This is a genomic window from Amycolatopsis balhimycina FH 1894 (assembly GCF_000384295.1).
GTDB classification, from domain to species: Bacteria; Actinomycetota; Actinomycetes; order Mycobacteriales; family Pseudonocardiaceae; genus Amycolatopsis; species Amycolatopsis balhimycina.
Map to the genome: position 1 here is coordinate 4,010,725 of NZ_KB913037.1, position 16,793 is coordinate 4,027,517.

Below are 16,793 nucleotides of genomic sequence, written 5' to 3' on the forward strand. Positions count from 1 at the left end.
CTAGTCAAACTTGACTACGAGAGGGGTTCTCATGATCACGGCACGCGGTCTCGAGCGGCGGTTCCGCCGCAAGGGCCGCACTGGAGGCGAAGTGCACGCGGTGAAGGGCGTCGACCTCGACGTCGAAGCGGGGGAACTGGTCGGGTTCCTCGGGCCGAACGGGGCCGGGAAGACGACCACGCTGCGCATGCTGACCACGCTGCTCAAGCCGACCGCGGGCACCGCCACCGTCGGCGGCTGCGACCTCCTTTCCGACCCGCTGGGCGTGCGCAAGCGCATCGGCTACGTCGCCCAGGGCGGCGGCAGCGCGCCCGAAAGCAAGGTCGCCGACGAACTGGAGCTGCAGGGACGGCTCTACCGGATGAGCAAGGCCGACGCGATCGCGCGCGGCGCGGAACTCGCCGAGCAGCTCGACCTCGGCGGCCTGGACCAGCGGCTGACCAAGACGCTGTCGGGCGGCCAGCGGCGGCGGCTCGACATCGCCCTCGGGCTGATCCACTCGCCGGGGCTGGTGTTCCTCGACGAGCCGTCGACCGGACTCGACCCGCAGAGCCGCGCCAACCTGTGGGACCACATCCGCCGGCTGCGCGCCGAGCAGGGTGTCACGGTCTTCCTCACGACCCACTACCTCGACGAAGCGGACGCGCTGTCGGACCGGCTGATCGTGATCGACGACGGCCGGGTCGTCGCCGAAGGCACGCCGGACGCGCTGAAGGCGCGCGTCAACGGCGACCGCGTCGAGGTCGGCGTCGAGCCGGAGCAGGCCGCGGACGCCGCCGAGATCGCTGGGCGGCTCGCGGGTACGCGGGAGCTGTCCGTCGAAGGCGGCGAGGTCCGGTTCCGGGTGCCGCGCGGCGACGTCGCGCTGCCGGAACTGCTGCGCGCACTCGACGGGAAGAACATCGCGATGCTGTCGGTACAGGTGCACCGGCCGACGCTCGACGACGTTTTCCTGACGCTGACCGGACGTTCGCTGCGGGAAGCGGAGGAGGACACCCGTGCTGCGTGACACCTGGCTGATCTTCCGCCGCGACATGCTGGCGGCACTGCGGAACCCGACCTGGGTGCTGATCGGGATCATGCAGCCGCTGCTGTACCTGTTCCTGTTCGGACCCCTGATGGTCCGGGCCGTACAGGCCCAGGGCCTGTCCGAAGTGGACGGCTGGATGCTGCTCACCCCGGCGCTGATCGCACAGCTGGCGCTGTTCGGCAGCTCCTTCGTCGGGTTCGGGCTGCTGGCCGAGTACCGCTCCGGTGTCGTCGAACGGTTCCGGGTGACGCCGGTCAGCCGGGTGGCGCTGCTCCTGGGCAAGGTGCTGGCCAACGCGTTGCAGGCGGTGGTCCAGGCGCTGCTGATCATCGCGCTGGCGTACCTGGCCTTCGACCTGGACGCGCCGGTCGGCGGTGTCCTGCTGAGCCTGGTCATCGTGTTCCTGCTGGCGGTCTCGCTGGCGTCGTGCTCGTACGCGCTGGCGTTGACGCTCAAGAGCGAGGAGACGTTCCCCGCCCTGCTCAACGCGGTGCTCATCCCCCTGCTGCTGCTCTCCGGGATCCTGCTGCCGATCACATCCGGGGCCGCGCCGGCGTGGTTGTACCGGATCTCCCAGATCAACCCGTTCCGGCACGTCGTCGACGTCGAGCGGAACACCTTCCGCGGCGACTTCACGATGGACGCCCTGTTCACCGGCAGTGTCGTGGTGCTGGTGATGGCGGTGGTGTCGGTGTGGTGGGGAACACGGACGTTCCAGAAGGACAGCGCCTGATCAAAACTGCCTGATCAACCGGGCGCGTGTCACTGCGGGTCCGTCTTCGGCGACGTATGGTGTGCTCTCCACCGACGCGCCGGGGGCGGACCGTGACAGAGCCGGAAAGTGAACTCGGCATCTCGCTGTCGCACCGCGAGCGCGTGGCCGACTGGCAGGCCGTGCGTGCCGCGCAGACCCGGTTCGTGTCCGTGACGATCAGCGAGAACGTCAACTGGACCAGCTCGGCCTCGGAGCACTCGCTGCTCGGTGCGCAGGAGGCCGGGCTGCACGTCGGCGGCCGCCACTACGCGCGGCCGGGCGCGGTCCACGACCAGGCCGAGCTCTTCGTGCGGACGGCGAGCCGGCTCGGCGCCTTCTCCCCCGGGTCGCTGGCGCCGACGCTGGAAGTGGCGGCGCCGAGCGTCGACGACCGGTTCATCAAGGCGTGGATCAAGCACGTCCGGCACGCGGCGCGCATCGAGCGGGTGCTGATCTACGCCGACCACGACTGCTGGGCGCACCGGCTGCACCCGGACCGCTGGGCCGACAGCGAGGTCGTGCTGTGGCTGGCCCGGCACAACGGCATCCCCGGCCGGCCGGGCTGGTTCCACTCGCGGCTCGGCGTGCACCAGCACGCGTTCGCGCCGGACGTGCCGGGCATCGACGGGCCGGTCGAGCAGAACGCCGTCGTGTACCCGTTCACATTGGGCGACTTGCTGCTCTGACGTGTGGTGATATGTCGCCATGCGCGTGACGAGCAGGCCACTCCGGACGGACGTGACGCCGTCGCGCGCGCTGCTGGCGCTGGCCGCGCACGCTGCTTCTCGCGGCCTGCCGCCGCCCGCGATGCTGTCGGGTGACTGGTTCGGGTCGCAGGCCGTCATCGCGCCGTCGCTCACGGTGTCGCCTCGGGACTTCCCCGCCACCACGGAGGTCGACAGCCCGCCCGGCGTGATCGGTGGAGGCTGGTTCGGCTACCTGTCCTACGACCTGGCGGATCCCTCGAACCGGACCGGGTCGCTGCCGGCGTCCACGTGGGGCTGGGCGGACCACGTGCTGCGGTGGTCCGCCTCGGGAACGTGCTTCCTGGAGTCCCTGGACGGCGGCGGGCCATCGGTGTCCACAATGGAGTCATTGCTGGCCGGCCCGGCGCCGGACCCCGCCTGGACGGCCGGGCCGCTGCGGCGTCCGCTGCCCTCGGAACACCGGGACGCGGTCAAGGCGTGCGTGCACGCGATCGAGGCCGGGGAGCTGTTCCAGGCGAACATCTGCAGCCGGTTCACCGGCTCGTTCTCGGGCTCCCCGGCGGCCTTGTTCGCTTCCGGCATGACATCACTGGCGTCTCGCCGGGCGGCCTTCCTGTCCGGCTCGTGGGGCTCGGTGGTTTCGTTCTCGCCGGAGCTGTTCCTCGCGCGCCACGGGCGTTCGGTGCGGTCGACGCCGATCAAGGGCACCCTCCCCCGGCGCGGGCCCGCGGACGACGGGAACGCGCGGCTGCTGCGTCAGTCCACAAAGGATGTCGCGGAGAACGTGATGATCACCGACCTGGTGCGCAACGACCTGGGCCGGGTGTGCGAGGTGGGATCGGTGACGGTGCCGTCGCTGCTGCGGGTCCGGCCGGCACCGGGCGTCTGGCACCTGGATTCCACGGTGACGGGCGTCCTGCGCCCGTCGGTCTCGGACGCCGCGCTGCTCGACGCGACGTTCCCGCCGGGGTCGGTGACGGGCGCGCCGAAGATCCGCGCGCTGGACCTGATCGCGTCGCTGGAACCGTCCGGCCGCGGCGTCTACACGGGCGCGATCGGCCTGCTGTCCCCGGTGGCGGGCCTGGAGCTGAACGTCGCGATCCGGACGTTCGAGATCGCCGCCGGCTCGATCGCCCTCGGCGTCGGCGGCGGCATCACGGCGGATTCGGACCCGGAGGCGGAGTGGCAGGAGTGCCTCCACAAGGCGGCACCCCTGGAACACCTCCTGGCGAACCCGCTACTTGGCGGGGTCGAGCAATAGCTTGCCGACGGTCTTGCGGGAACGCAGGGCCTCGTGCGCGCCCCGCGCGTCCGGCAGCGCGTACTCCCCGCCCGGGATCGCCTTCAGCTTGCCCGCCAGGACCAGGTCGAACAGCTCCGTCAGCGCCGTCCCGAAGACGTTGCCCGGCACGCGGAAGATGTGCGGCAGCCACATGCCGCTGATCGTGGTGCTGTGGCCGAGGATGTTGCGCAGGTCGACCGGCTTCGGGCTCTCGCGCCCGGCCATGCCGTAGAAGGCGAGCCGCCCGAACGGGGCGAGCGCGGCGATACTCTGGTCCGTCGTCTTCCCGCCGACCATGTCGAGCACGATGTCGACGCGGCGGCCGTTGGCGTCGAGCAGGGCCTCGGTCATGTCCTCGGCGCGCGAGTCGATCGCGACGTCGGCGCCGAGTTCGAGGGCGAGCGCGCGCTTCTCGTCGCTGCTGGCGGTGGCGACGACGCGGCCGGCGCCCCACGCCTTGGCGAGCTGCACGGCGACGGTCCCGACCCCACCGGCGGCCGCGTGCACGACGACGGACTCGCCCTCGGCGAGGTGGGCGTTCTTCTTGAGCAGGATCCAGGCCGTGGTGCCCTGGACCAGCATGGACAGCGCGGTGAGGTCGTCGATGCCGTCGGGCACGGGGAAGGTCGTGGCCTCCGGGGCGACGGCCTTCTCGGCGTACCCGCCACCGCCGTTGAGCAGCGCGACGACACGCTTGCCGTCCGGTGTCCGGCCGACCACCTCGCCGCCCGGGACGAGCGGCAGCTTGCTCGGCGCGAGGTAGCTGTTCTCGGCCTGGTGGGTGTCGGCGTAGTTGACGCCGATGCGCTCGACGTCGACGAGGACCTCGCCGGGCCCCGCCACCGGGTCGGGCAGCTCGACCGGCGTGAGCACCTCGGGTCCGCCGAACTCGGTCACCTGCACTGCACGCATGTCGTGTTCCCTCTCCGTCGTGGCTGTGAGACATTCTGGCATATGTCTCACGAGTTCGAACTGGCACGCGAGTGGTTCCTGGCCGGCCGCCGGGTGGACATGGGCGAACTGGCGCAGGCGCTCTCGATCAGCCGGGCGACACTGCACCGCCGGGTCGGGTCCCGCGACCGGCTGCTCGGGGAGGTCCTCTGGTCGCTGTCGTCGGCGTCGATCGCGCGGCTGTGGCCTTCGTCGGTCGGCCGGGGCGCGGCCGGGATCGCCGACTTCGTCAGCGGATACGTCCGGCTCGCGAACGACTCACCGCCGTTCCGCGACTTCCTGCGCCGGGAGCCGGAGCGCGCCTTGCGGCTGCTGACGACGCGCGCGAGCGTCTGCCAGAAGCGGACGACGGAGAAACTGTCGGCACTGCTGGCGGGCGAGGCCGCGGCCGGCCGGCTGGACCCGCCGTTGCCGGTGCCGGACCTGGCCTACCTGCTGGTGCGGATCGGCGAGTCGTTCGTGTACACGGACGTGATCACCGGGGACGCGCCGGACGCCTCGAAGGCGCACGCCGCGGTGACCGCGCTGCTCACTTGACCCGCGACGCCAGCACCGCGTCGTAAAGCTCCTTTTTGGACACCCCGGTCGCCTCGGCGACCTCCGCCGCCGCGGACTTCAGCCGTTCGCCGGCCGCCACCCGCGCCGAGACCTCGTCCACCAGGTCAGCCACGGACACCGAGCGCGGTTCCGCCCCGGAGAGCACCACCGTGATCTCCCCGCGGACCCCCTCCGAAGCCCACTCCGCCAGCTCCGAAAGCGTCCCCCGCTTCACCTCTTCGTACGTCTTCGTCAGCTCCCGGCAGACCGCGGCCCGGCGGGCACCACCCAAAACGGACACCGCGTCCGCCAGCAACGACCCCAGCCGGTGCGGGGACTCGAAGAACACCGCCGTCCGCGGCTCGTCGCGCAACGACGAAAGCCACTTCGTCCGCTCGCCGGGCTTGCGCGGCGCGAAGCCTTCGAAACAGAAGCGATCGCACGGCAAACCGGACAAAGCAAGCGCCGTCGTCACCGCGGACGGGCCCGGCAGGCACGTCACCGGAAGATCGTCCGCCACGCAAGCAGCGACCAAGCGGAAGCCCGGGTCGGACACGCTCGGCATGCCGGCGTCCGTCACCAGCACCACCGTTTCGCCCGCGTGCAACGATTCGAGCAGCCCCGGCAGGCGCGCCGTCTCGACGTCCTCGTAGAAGCTCACCACCCGGCCGCGCGGGGTCACCGCCAGCGCCGTCGTCAGGGACCGCAGCCTGCGCGTGTCCTCCGCCGCGATGACGTCGGCTTCGGCCAGCGCTTCCGCCAGGCGGGGCGAGGCATCGCGGACGTCGCCGAGCGGGGTGGCAGCGAGGATGAGACGGCCCTGGGTCACCCGGCCAGCCTAGGCTGATCAGCGGATCCGGACGACGGACGCCCCGCCCCGCCCGTAGGATCGCCCCGTGACCGCCGTGCTGACCCGTCCCGACGACGAAAGCGTCCGGCCGGACCCGGCCGAAGCGCTCCGGCCGCCCACCGATCGCGAGCTGACGCTGCTCGGCCGCGGCATGCCGGCCGACCGGCTGCGCGGGTGGGTCGTCACGATCGTGCTGACCGTGATCGGCGGCATCGTCCGCCTGCAGAACCTCGGCGTCCCGACCGACAAGGGCAGCCCGGTCTTCGACGAGAAGCACTACGTGCCGCAGGCCTGGCAGGTGCTGCGCAACGGCGGCTACGAGGACAACTACGGCTACGAACTGGTCGTCCACCCGCCGCTGGCGAAGCAGCTGATCGCGATCGGCGAATGGCTGTTCGGCTACAACGGCTGGGGCTGGCGGATCATGCCCGCGCTGGCCGGCACGCTGATGGTGCTGCTGACCATCCGCATCGCCCGCCGGCTCACCCGCTCGACGCTGCTCGGCGGCATCGCCGGCATCCTGGTGATCAGCGACGGCGTGCTGCACCTGCAGTCGCGCATGGGCATGCTCGACATCTTCATCGCGCTGTTCGTGCTCGCCGCGTTCGCCTGCCTGCTCGTCGACCGCGACCAGGTGCGCGAACGGCTCGCGACGGCGGTCCGCGAGGGCTGGGTCAACGAGTCCGTGTGGGGCCCCAAGCTCGGGTTCCGCTGGTGGCGGTTCGCGACCGGCCTGATGATCGGGCTCACCTTCGGCGTCAAGTGGTCGGCGCTGTACTACATCGTCGCGTTCGGGCTGCTCTGCGTCGCCTTCGACGTCGCGGCGCGGCGCGCGGCCGGCGTCGAACGGCCCTGGCTGGGCACGATCCGCCGCGACGTGCTGCCGGCACTCTGGGCGATCCTGCTGATCCCGTTCCTGATGTACCTCGCCGCGTACTGGTCGTGGTTCGCCAGCGAAACGGCGACCGACCGGCACTACACCGAGATCAAGGACATCGCGCCCGGCTTCTGGTCGTGGATGCCACCGGCGCTGCGCTCGCTCGGCGACTACACGGGGAACGTCCTGCACTTCCACGAAACGCTGCTCACGCCCAAGGACAACCCGCACCCGTGGGAGTCGAAGCCGTGGACGTGGCCGATGGGGCTGCGCCCGATGCTGTACAGCTACGACGGCGACGTCACCGGCTGCGGCGAGGCCCGCTGCATCAGCGCGACGATGCTGGTCGGCACGCCGGCGATGTGGTGGCTGGCGATCCCGATGCTCGGCTGGGCGGCGTGGCGGTCGATCTTCCGCGCGGACTGGCGCTACGCGGCGGTGCTGGTGGGCTACCTCGGCGGGTACGTCTTCTGGTTCACCAACATCGACCGCCAGATGTACTTCTTCTACGCGACCCCGCTGGCGGCGTTCCTGGTGCTGGGGCTGACGTTGTGCCTGGGCCAGATCCTGGGCAGCGCCCGCCGCGGCTTCGAAAGACGCGGGACGGGCCTGCTCGTGGTGTCGCTGTACGTCGGGCTGGTGGTGGCGAACTTCGCCTGGCTGTGGCCGATCCTGAACGGCATCGCGATCACCAGCGGCCACTGGGAAGCCGAACGCTGGCTCCCCTCCTGGCGGTAGCTCAGCCCGCGAAGTACGTTCCCGGCGTAACCCCGACCGCCCGGCGGAACGCCGCGACGAACGCGCTCGCCGAGCTGTAGCCCACCCGGTGCGCCACCGTCTCCAACGGCATGCCCTGGGCCAGGAACGGCAGCGCCGCACGCAGCCGCACCTGCGTGCGCCACGTCCCGAACGGCATCCGGCATTCGCGGACGAAGATCCTCGCCAGCGTCCGTTCCCCGGCGCCGACGTCGCGGCCGAACTCGGCCAGGCCGCGCTGGTCCGCCGGGTTCGCCAGCAACGCGGCTTCCACATCCCGGGCCCGCGGGTCCACCGGCGACGGCACCACGATCGGCACCACGTCCAACGGCTCGAGCAGGTCGAACGCCACGGCTTCGGCGCGCAGCCGGGCCTCCGGCGCGACGCCGTCGCCGGTCAGGTACTCCAGCAGCTCGCGCAGCAGCGGGCCGACCACCACCATCCGCGGCTCCGGCCACGACACCGGGGACAGGGCGGGCTCGGCCCAGATGCCGCGCAGGGTCGCCCGGCCGAGCGCGCCGGTGCGGTGCTGCAGACCGGCGGGCAGCCACAGCGCCCGCGTCGGCGGGAGCACCCAGCCGGCGTCGCCTGCCTTCACGGCGACGACCCCTCGCGCCGACCAGACCAGCTGGTGCAGGGGGTGCTCGTGCCAGGGGAACCAGGTGCCGGCGGGCAGGTCGACCTCGCCGAGCACCATGGCTTGGCTGTTTCGCGACATCAATTGTCAGGATATCGGCTATCGGTCACCTGCGCGCTCCCCTAGCTTCGACGACATGCCGATGAACCTCATTCACCGCAAGCTCTGCAGCTCCGCGAAGTGGGCGTCGATGGTCGCGGACGTGCTGCCGGCCTGGGTCGCGAAGCACGACCTCGGCGACGACGTCCTCGAGATCGGACCCGGCTTCGGCGCCACCACGAAGGTGCTGCTCGACGTCGTCCCGAAGCTGACGGTCCTGGAAATCGACCCCGCGTCGACCGAGCTGCTGCGGGCGCAGTTCGGCGGCCGCGCCGACGTCCACGAGGGCAGCGGCGCCGAAATGCCGTTCCCGGACGGCCGCTTCTCCGCCGTCGTCTGCTTCACGATGCTGCACCACGTCCCGACCGCGGAGCTGCAGGACGCGATCTTCGCCGAGGCCGCCCGCGTGCTGCGCCCGGGCGGCCGGTTCTGCGGCACCGACAGCCGGCTCAGCTTCCGCTTCCGGCTGCTGCACATCGGCGACACGATGAACGTCGTCGACGCGGGCGACCTGCCGGCGCGGCTCGAGAAGGCCGGTTTCGAGCAGGTCAAGGTGACGGCACGGCCGAAGGAGCAGGTCGACTTCGCGGCCGTCAAGCCCGGTTAGCGGTGGGGCTGGCGGGGCACCACCCTGGTCACCGGGCCGTCCGGGGACTTGCCCGCCCGCGACAGCCAGCCCTCGACCTCGCGGCGCACCGCGCCGAGCGTGGGACGGCGGCGCGGCTCGGGGTCCAGGGACGCCGCCAGCAGCCGGGCGTGCGCGCTGCGCTGGGGCAGCCGGGACACCGGTTCGGCGCGGGCCGCGGCCATCAGCGCCGCCATCGGCGTCTCGCGGGTGCCGCGCGGCGGCTGGCCGGACAGCGCGTAGCTGATCGTCGCCGCCAGCTGCCACGCGTCGGACGCCGGCGACGCCACCGCGCCCATCGCCTGCTCCGGGGCGACGAAGTCGGGCGTGCCGATCATCATCCCGGTGGCCGTCATCTTGGAGTCGCCCTGGCTGCGGGCGATGCCGAAGTCGATCAGGTGGGCCAGGCCGCTCGGGTCGAGCACGATGTTCGACGGCTTGATGTCGCGGTGCAGGACGCCCTTCTCGTGCGCCGCGGCGAGCGCGCCCGCCATCGTCGCCCACAGCCGGCCCGCGGCGATGTCGTCGAGCGGGCCCTGCCCGTCGACCAGCTCGGCCAGCGGGCGGCCTTCGAGGTACTCCATCACCAGCGCGAGGCCGTCCGGCTCCTCGGCCAGGTCGTACACCTTGACGCAGTTCGGGTGGCTGACCACGGCGAGCGCGCGGGCCTCGCGCTGCATGCGCTCGGCGGTGTCACGGTCCGGCGCGTGCGCGATCTTCAGCGCGACCGTGCGGTTGAGCTGGGTGTCGACGGCCTGCCAGACCGTGCCGAACCCGCCCGCGCCGAGCTGCTTGACGCGGCGGTAGCGGCTGCCGCCGGCGTTGCGTGAGCCGGGCGGCGGCGGGACCGGGCCGGGTGCCGCGGCCAACGCGCCTGCCAGTAACGGCGGCTCGGGCGCGGAGGCGAGCGCCGTCTTCGGGTACGGCCGGTTGACCGGCAGCGGCGGCGGAGGCGGCGGGGTCGGGCGCGGCTGGACCTGCGACGGCGGCGGCCCCTGCGGCTCCTGCTCCCGGCGCGGCGGCGCGTCCGACCGGTTGATCACCGACCACGGCGGCGGGCCGACCATCGCGACCGGCATCAGGCCCAGCACGCTGAACGGCAGGAACCCCAGCCAGAAGTGCAGCGCGGTGTTCGCCTCCATGCCGACGCTGAACACGAGCAACGCGGCGAACGGGATCCAGAAGAACCGCGACGGCCACTTCGGGCCGCGACGGAAGGCCGTGCGGCCCTGCAGCATCACGAAGAACAGCGAGCCCGCCCCGAGGACGACGAACGCCAGCAGGTACACGAAGAACGGCAGGTCGCTGCCGTTCTTGGCGAACAGCACGTCGTAGACGGTCTGGCCGCCACCCAGGTACTTCGTCTGGTTGCCCACCCAGCAGCCGCCGTCGCCGTTGAGCGTGCCCAGTTCGGCCCGGCTCAGGCCGGTCTTCGCGCCCGCGAACGCCGCCCGGTAGACCCCCGACACGCCGTTCGACAGCAGCCACGGCAGCACCAGCGCGCTGAACAGGCCGATCGCGCCGAACACCGACAGCGTCGTGGCGTCGTAGCGGTTGCCCGTGCCCTTCCGGATGATCGACACGGCGACCGCGCCGATCGGCGGGATCAGCGCGACGAGCGCGCCGGCCGCACTCGTGGCCCACACCCATTCGCCGGGGCAGAAGCCCGGGCCGAACAAGGAATGGGCTAGCGAGAGCAACGCGCTCGCGAGTCCGTTCACCGCCGGGCTCCCTTACTGTCCGTGTTCACTTCGTGGCTGTCACGCGGCGTTTGCCCGTGGTCCAGCTTAGGACGCTCCCGGCCACCGTGAGGTTGCCGGGTCTTCCCCGCCGGGAATCCGGCACGGCCGCCGCTCCCGCGCCATGATGGGCATCGGCGGGACGTTCGACGCGAAGGAGCGGGTCATGGGCGCGTACTCCGAAGCCTACCGGCGAAGCCTGGCCGAGCGGGACGCGTTCTGGCTGGCCGCGGCCGAGTCGATCACCTGGACGAAGCCGCCGGAACGGGCACTCGACGACTCGAACCCGCCCTTCTTCCGGTGGTTCCCGGACGCCGAGCTGAACACCTCGTACAACGCGCTGGACCGGCACGTCGAGGCCGGCCGCGGCAGCCAGGCCGCGCTGATCTGGGACTCTCCCGTGACCGGACGGCAACGCAGCTACACCTACGAGGAACTGCGGGACACGGTCGCGCGCTTCGCCGGTGCGCTCAGCTCGCTGGGGGTCACGAAGGGTGACCGGGTGATCGTCTACCTGCCGATGGTGCCGGAAGCCGCGATCGCGATGCTGGCCTGCGCGCGGATCGGCGCCGTGCACTCGGTGGTCTTCGGCGGGTTCGCGCCCAAGGAGCTGGCCGCGCGGATCGAGGACGCGAAACCCAAGGTGATCCTCGCGGCGTCCTGCGGCATCGAGCCGAAACGGGTGGTCGAGTACAAGCCGATCATCGAAGCCGCGCTCGGGATGACCCAGCACCAGCCCGACCACGTCGTCGTGCTGCAGCGCGAGCAGGCCCCGGCCGTGCTGACCGGGCGCGACCTCGACTGGCGCGAGCTGGCGGTGGGCGCCACCCCGGCCGACCCGGTGCCGGTCGCGGCCACCGACCCGCTGTACATCCTCTACACGTCCGGGACGACCGGGAAGCCGAAGGGCGTCGTCCGCGACACCGGCGGCCACGCCGTGGCGCTGGCCTGGTCGATGGACGCGGTCTACGACGTCCACGCCGGCGACGTCTGGTGGACGGCGTCCGACGTCGGCTGGGTCGTCGGGCACTCCTACATCGTGTACGCGCCGCTGCTGGTGGGCGCGACCTCGGTGATGTACGAAGGCAAGCCGGTCGGGACGCCGGACGCGGGCGCGTTCTGGCGGGTCATCGCCGAACACGACGTCCAGGCGCTGTTCACCGCGCCGACGGCGCTGCGGGCCATCAAGAAGGTCGACCCGGAGGCGCGCGAGCTGGAAAAGTACGACCTCAAGGCGTTCAGGACGCTGTTCATGGCAGGCGAGCGGCTCGACCCGGAGACCTACCACTGGGCGCACGAGAACCTCGGCACGCCGGTGATCGACCACTGGTGGCAGACCGAGACCGGCTGGCCGATCGCGGCCAACCCGCGCGGCCTCGAGCCGATGGAGGTCAAGCCCGGTTCCGCGACCAGGCCCGTCCCCGGCTGGGACGTCCGGATCCTCGACCCGGCGGGCGACGAGCTGCCGGCCGGACGCGAAGGGGCCATCACGGTGAAGCTGCCGCTGCCGCCGGGATCGCTGCCGACGCTGTGGGGCGACGACGACCGGTACCGCGAGGCCTACCTTTCCCGCTACGACGGCCACTACCTGACCGGCGACTCCGGCTACTTCGACGAAGACGGCTACCTGTTCGTCATGGGCCGGACCGACGACGTCATCAACGTCGCCGGGCACCGGCTGTCCACCGGATCGATGGAGGCGGTGCTGGCCGCGCACCCGGCGGTCGCGGAGTGCGCGGTGATCGGCGTCGCCGACCAGCTCAAGGGCCAGCTGCCACGCGGGTTCGTGGTGCTGAAGGCGGGCGCGGACCTCCCCGCCGAGCAGCTGCGCGACGAGCTGGTGACCATGGTGCGCCGGGACATCGGCCCGGTCGCCGCGTTCCGCGATGTGTCCATTGTGGACGCGCTGCCGAAGACGCGGTCGGGGAAGATCCTGCGCAAGACGATGCGCGCGATCGCCGACGGCCGCGACGAGCCCGTGCCCTCCACGATCGAGGACCCCTCGGTCCTGGACGCCCTCCGCTCTGCGCTGCGCGGCTGAAAGTCCGTGAATGGCACATTGAGGGACTTAGAGTCCCTCAATGTGCCATTCACGGACTTTGGCGGCAGCCCTTCGTTAAGGGCTGTTCCAAATGCTGCGGCTGGTCTGTACCTTTGCAGGGAGTCCCCGACCGGAGGTACTTCGATGCGCTTGTCCAGAGTCGTCCTGACCACGGCTGTCGTGAGTCTCGCGGCGGTCGCCGTACCCGCCTCGGCAGGCGCGGCGCCGGCCGCGCCGGAACGCAGCGTGACCGACGTCGTCCCGGCGCCCGTGTCGGCGAAGGCCGATCCGAGGGGCGGCTTCCGGCTCACGCCGGCCACCGTGATCAGCGCCGACCGCGGCGCCGGCCAGGTCGCGGACTACCTGCGCGGTCTGTTGCGCCCGGCCACCGGCTACCCGCTGCCGGTCGTGCCGCACGCCGCCGGCCTGCCCGCGATCTCACTGCGGCTGGGCCACGACACGCGCGTCGGCACCGAGGGTTACGAACTGAAGGTCGCGCGCGACGGCGTCACGCTGAAAGCCACCACCGCGGACGGCCTCTTCGAGGGCGTGCAGTCGCTGCGGCAGCTGCTGCCGTCGGCGATCGAGGCGAAGCGCGTGCAGCACCGGACGTGGACCGTCGCCGGCGGCACGATCCTCGACTACCCGCGCTTCGCCGAGCGCGGCGCGATGCTCGACGTCGCCCGGCACTTCTTCCGGCCCGACCAGGTGAAGCTGTACATCGACCAGATCGCCCAGTACAAGGTCAACACGCTGCACCTGCACCTGGCCGACGACCAGGGCTGGCGCATCGAGATCAAGAGCTGGCCGAAGCTGGCGACGGTCGGCGGGAAGACCGCGGTCGACGGCGACCCGGGCGGCTACTACACGCAGGCGCAGTACAAGGACATCGTCGCGTACGCGGCTTCGCGGCACATCACGGTGATCCCGGAGATCGACATGCCGGGCCACACGAACGCGGCGCAGTCGACGTACGCCGAGCTGAACTGCGACGGGAAGGCCGTGCCGGTGCGCACGGACACCGAGGTCGGCTACAGCTCGCTGTGCATCTCCTCGCCGATCACCTACCGGTTCGTCGAGGACGTCGTGCGCGAGCTGGCGGCCATCACCCCCGGGCCGTACCTGCACATCGGCGGCGACGAGGCGCACGCGACGCCGCCCGCGGACTACCTGACGTTCGAGCGGAAGGTGCAGCCGATCGTCGCCAAGTACGGCAAGAAGATCACCGGCTGGCACGAGATCGCGAAGACGGCCCCGCCCGCGTCCGCGGTTCCGCAGTACTGGGACTTCGGCGGTGCGGCACCCGACGTCGCGGCCGCCGCGGCCCGAGGCAACAAGATCCTCATGTCACCGGCGAACTACGCGTACCTGGACATGAAGTACAACGCGTCGACGCCGCTGGGCCAGGACTGGGCCGCGCTGGTCGAGGTGAAGGACGCCTACAACTGGGACCCGGCGACGCTCGTGGACGGCGTCGGCGAGAACCAGGTCGCCGGCGTCGAGGCGCCGCTGTGGACCGAGACGATCCGGACCAGCGACGACATCGAGTACATGGCGTTCCCGCGCCTGCCGGGGATCGCCGAGATCGGCTGGTCACCCAAGGCGTCGCACAACTGGGACGCCTACCGCGCCCGCCTCGCGAAGCAGAGCCCGCGCTGGACGGCCCAAGGCATCGACTTCTACCGCTCCCCGCAGGTCGACTGGAAATAGCCCAAGTCCGTGAATGGCACATTGAGGGACGTAGAGTCCCTCAATGTGCCATTCACGGCTTTCGAACGGGGACGAGCGTCAACCGGCGAGCCGGGCCCGCCATCGGTCCACAGTGGACTGGACGCCGTCGCGATAGGACGGTGCGAGCGCCGGCGTGGCCAGGATCCGCTCCGCCAGTGCAAGGGCCGCGTCGAGGTGCTCGGCGGGCAGCTGACCGAAGTTCGTGAACGCGACCAGGTGCACCTCTTCGACGGTCGGCGCGTCGGCCCGTTCCACGAGCTCGATCGCCCCCGACGTCGGCACCGTGCCGGGCCGCAGCACCCGCAGGTACCAGCCGCTGCGCGCCGAGTCGATCAGCGCCGGGCCGACGTCCTTGCGGCCGGTCTTCATCGCCAGCTTGAAGCAGGGCTGCCGCGGCTGCGAGACCTGCACCAGCGCGTCACCCCAGGCCCAGACGTCGCCGATCCGCACGCCCGATTCCGTCGCGCCGGCCAGTGACACGTTCTCGCCGAACCCGCCGGGTTCGACGTCGAAGCCGTCGGCGGCCCAGGCCGGGTAGTGGCCGGCGGGATAGACGTAGACGGCCTTGTCGACGCCGCCGTGCACCTTCAGGTCCGCCTGCCGGTCACCGTCGAGGTTCAGCTCGGTCAGCGCCAGCTCCGGCGCCGCCACGCGCGCCTTCGTGATCGCGCTCAGCACCGGCCGCTCCCGGCGGTACCCCAGCACGCTCGGTTCTCCCACGTAAACACCCGCCAGCTCCATCCCACGAAGCTAACACGCCCGTCCGGTCGCTTACGCTTTCCCGAGCCGACCCGGGAGGCCCCGTGATCCCCGCCGAACTGCTCGCGAAAGCCCACGCCCACTTCGACTCCGGCGCCTTCTTCGCCGAACTCGCGACGCTCGTGAGCTATCCGACGGTGAGCGACGCACCCGAAGGCCGCGTTGCCATCCAGGCGTACCTCGACGAGGTCCTGACGTCGAGGCTCGAGGCGCTCGGCTGCGAGGTGGAGACGTACCCCAACCCCGATCCGGCGGGCGGCCCGTTCCTCGTCGGCACCCGCGTCGAGGCACCCGAGCTGCCGACGCTGCTCTGCTACGGCCACGCCGACGTCGTCGGGGAAGCCGGGCGGTGGAGCGACGGGCTCGACCCGTGGACGCTGACCGCGGACGGCGACCGGTGGTACGGCCGCGGCACCGCCGACAACAAGGGCCAGCACCTGGTCAACCTCACGGCGTTGCGCCTGCTGCTGGCCGAACAGGGAGCGCTGGGCTTCAACCTCAAGTTCCTGTTCGAGACCGGCGAAGAAACCGGCTCGCCGGGGCTGACCGAGTTCGCCGAGGCGCACCGGGACGTGCTGCGTGCCGACGTCCTCATCGCCTCCGACGGCCCGCGCCTGGACGCCGCGACCCCGACGCTGTTCCTCGGCGCGCGCGGCAGCGTCCGGATCACGCTCGACGCCGACCTGCGCCCGGACGCCTACCACTCCGGCAACTGGGGCGGCATCCTGCGCAACCCCGCGACCACGCTCGCCGGGGCCATCGCGAGCCTGGTCGACGGCCACGGCCGCGTCCAGGTGCCCGAGCTGCTGCCATCCGGACTACCGGACTCCGTGCGTGCGGCGCTGGGCGGCGTCGTCGTCGCGAACACGCCCGGCGACCCGGCCCTGGACGACGGCTGGGGCGACCCGCGGCTCACCGCCGCCGAACGGCTCTACGGCTGGAACACCCTGGAAGTCCTCGCTCTCGGCGCGGGCGACGTCGACCGTCCGGTCAACGCGATCCCCGGCCGGGCCCGCGCGGTGCTGCAACTGCGGTACGTCGCGGGCACCGACGTCGGCGGCGTCGCCGACGCGGTCGCGAAACGGCTTGCCGCCCAAGGGTTTCCGATGGTCGGCGTGACGGTCGACGGCAGCTTCGAAGCCAGCCGCACGCCGGTCGACGACCCGTGGGTCCGCTGGGCGAAGTCCACTTTGGACGCTGTCGCCGACCGGCCCGTCGCGCTCCTGCCCAGCTTCGGCGGCGGCCTGCCCAACCACGTCTTCACCGACGTCCTCGGGCTGGCGACGCTCTGGCTGCCGCACTCCTACCCCGGCTGTCTCCAGCACGCGCCGGACGAGCACCTGCTCGCGTCCGTCGCCCGCGAAGGTCTCGTACTCGCCACCGCGTTGTTCCACGCCCTCGGGGAACGCCGCTGACCT

At 71.6% G+C, this 16,793-nt stretch carries 15 protein-coding genes; 10 read left to right on the forward strand and 5 right to left on the reverse strand.

Annotated elements, in window-relative coordinates; translation table 11 throughout:
• The first annotated feature begins 31 nt into the window (after nucleotides 1–31).
• The 4 genes from A3CE_RS0117465 to A3CE_RS0117480 all read left to right on the forward strand — a co-directional run bounded on the left by A3CE_RS0117465 (nucleotide 32) and on the right by A3CE_RS0117480 (nucleotide 3,752).
• The gene (locus tag A3CE_RS0117465) at nucleotides 32–1,009 is read left to right on the forward strand and encodes an ATP-binding cassette domain-containing protein (protein ID WP_020641395.1); all 978 of its coding nucleotides are present in this window, start codon (nucleotides 32–34) and stop codon (nucleotides 1,007–1,009) included.
• On the forward strand, nucleotides 999–1,763 hold the full coding sequence (locus A3CE_RS0117470; RefSeq protein ID WP_020641396.1) for an ABC transporter permease: 765 nt from the start codon (nucleotides 999–1,001) through the stop codon (nucleotides 1,761–1,763). The genes A3CE_RS0117465 and A3CE_RS0117470 overlap by 11 nt, the downstream gene beginning before the upstream one ends.
• A gap of 92 nt (nucleotides 1,764–1,855) precedes the next feature.
• Nucleotides 1,856–2,470 carry a glycoside hydrolase family 25 protein gene (locus A3CE_RS0117475; protein WP_020641397.1) on the forward strand — a complete coding sequence of 205 codons (615 nt, stop codon included), beginning with the start codon at nucleotides 1,856–1,858 and terminating at the stop codon, nucleotides 2,468–2,470.
• Nucleotides 2,471–2,489: 19 nt separating this feature from the next.
• The gene (locus A3CE_RS0117480; RefSeq protein WP_026468585.1) at nucleotides 2,490–3,752 is read left to right on the forward strand and encodes an aminodeoxychorismate synthase component I; all 1,263 of its coding nucleotides are present in this window, start codon (nucleotides 2,490–2,492) and stop codon (nucleotides 3,750–3,752) included.
• Here A3CE_RS0117480 and A3CE_RS0117485 read toward each other — a convergent pair.
• Nucleotides 3,729–4,685 carry a quinone oxidoreductase family protein gene (locus A3CE_RS0117485; protein ID WP_026468586.1) on the reverse strand — a complete coding sequence of 319 codons (957 nt, stop codon included), beginning with the start codon at nucleotides 4,683–4,685 and terminating at the stop codon, nucleotides 3,729–3,731. The two genes, A3CE_RS0117480 and A3CE_RS0117485, sit on opposite strands and share 24 nt — an antisense overlap.
• Before the next feature lie 42 nt (nucleotides 4,686–4,727).
• On the opposite strand from A3CE_RS0117485, the gene A3CE_RS0117490 reads away from it, so the two are divergent.
• Entirely contained in the window at nucleotides 4,728–5,261 is a 534-nt protein-coding gene (locus A3CE_RS0117490; protein ID WP_020641400.1) for a QsdR family transcriptional regulator, read from the forward strand.
• Here the strand turns inward: A3CE_RS0117490 and rsmI are convergent.
• The gene (gene rsmI, locus A3CE_RS0117495) at nucleotides 5,254–6,090 is read right to left on the reverse strand and encodes a 16S rRNA (cytidine(1402)-2'-O)-methyltransferase (protein ID WP_020641401.1); all 837 of its coding nucleotides are present in this window, start codon (nucleotides 6,088–6,090) and stop codon (nucleotides 5,254–5,256) included. The two genes, A3CE_RS0117490 and rsmI, sit on opposite strands and share 8 nt — an antisense overlap.
• 67 nt (nucleotides 6,091–6,157) lie before the next feature.
• Here rsmI and A3CE_RS0117500 point away from each other — a divergent pair, with 67 nt between their 5' ends.
• A complete protein-coding gene (locus A3CE_RS0117500) occupies nucleotides 6,158–7,726 on the forward strand; it encodes a dolichyl-phosphate-mannose--protein mannosyltransferase (protein WP_020641402.1) in 1,569 nt (522 codons plus the stop codon).
• 1 nt (nucleotide 7,727) lies between these two features.
• Here the strand turns inward: A3CE_RS0117500 and A3CE_RS0117505 are convergent, their stop codons facing one another.
• Nucleotides 7,728–8,441, reverse strand: a complete 714-nt coding sequence (locus A3CE_RS0117505; protein ID WP_020641403.1) for an AraC family transcriptional regulator — start codon at nucleotides 8,439–8,441, stop codon at nucleotides 7,728–7,730.
• A gap of 76 nt (nucleotides 8,442–8,517) precedes the next feature.
• Here A3CE_RS0117505 and A3CE_RS0117510 point away from each other — a divergent pair, with 76 nt between their 5' ends.
• Nucleotides 8,518–9,087 carry a class I SAM-dependent methyltransferase gene (locus A3CE_RS0117510; protein ID WP_026468587.1) on the forward strand — a complete coding sequence of 190 codons (570 nt, stop codon included), beginning with the start codon at nucleotides 8,518–8,520 and terminating at the stop codon, nucleotides 9,085–9,087.
• Here A3CE_RS0117510 and A3CE_RS0117515 read toward each other — a convergent pair.
• Nucleotides 9,084–10,826 (reverse strand): serine/threonine-protein kinase, encoded by a 1,743-nt coding sequence (locus tag A3CE_RS0117515; protein ID WP_026468588.1) that lies wholly within the window; start codon nucleotides 10,824–10,826, stop codon nucleotides 9,084–9,086. The two genes, A3CE_RS0117510 and A3CE_RS0117515, sit on opposite strands and share 4 nt — an antisense overlap.
• A 184-nt stretch (nucleotides 10,827–11,010) precedes the next feature.
• Here A3CE_RS0117515 and A3CE_RS0117520 point away from each other — a divergent pair, with 184 nt between their 5' ends.
• Both A3CE_RS0117520 and A3CE_RS0117525 read left to right on the forward strand, forming a co-directional pair.
• Nucleotides 11,011–12,885 (forward strand): propionyl-CoA synthetase, encoded by a 1,875-nt coding sequence (locus tag A3CE_RS0117520; RefSeq protein ID WP_026468589.1) that lies wholly within the window; start codon nucleotides 11,011–11,013, stop codon nucleotides 12,883–12,885.
• Nucleotides 12,886–13,029: 144 nt separating this feature from the next.
• A complete protein-coding gene (locus A3CE_RS0117525) occupies nucleotides 13,030–14,595 on the forward strand; it encodes a beta-N-acetylhexosaminidase (RefSeq protein ID WP_020641407.1) in 1,566 nt (521 codons plus the stop codon).
• A gap of 78 nt (nucleotides 14,596–14,673) precedes the next feature.
• Here A3CE_RS0117525 and A3CE_RS0117530 read toward each other — a convergent pair whose 3' ends face one another.
• Nucleotides 14,674–15,357 (reverse strand): MOSC domain-containing protein, encoded by a 684-nt coding sequence (locus A3CE_RS0117530; RefSeq protein ID WP_020641408.1) that lies wholly within the window; start codon nucleotides 15,355–15,357, stop codon nucleotides 14,674–14,676.
• Nucleotides 15,358–15,419: 62 nt separating this feature from the next.
• On the opposite strand from A3CE_RS0117530, the gene A3CE_RS0117535 reads away from it, so the two are divergent.
• Nucleotides 15,420–16,790: a M20 family metallopeptidase gene (locus A3CE_RS0117535; protein WP_020641409.1), complete on the forward strand. Its 1,371-nt coding sequence runs from the start codon at nucleotides 15,420–15,422 to the stop codon at nucleotides 16,788–16,790.
• The last annotated feature ends 3 nt before the right edge of the window (nucleotides 16,791–16,793 follow it).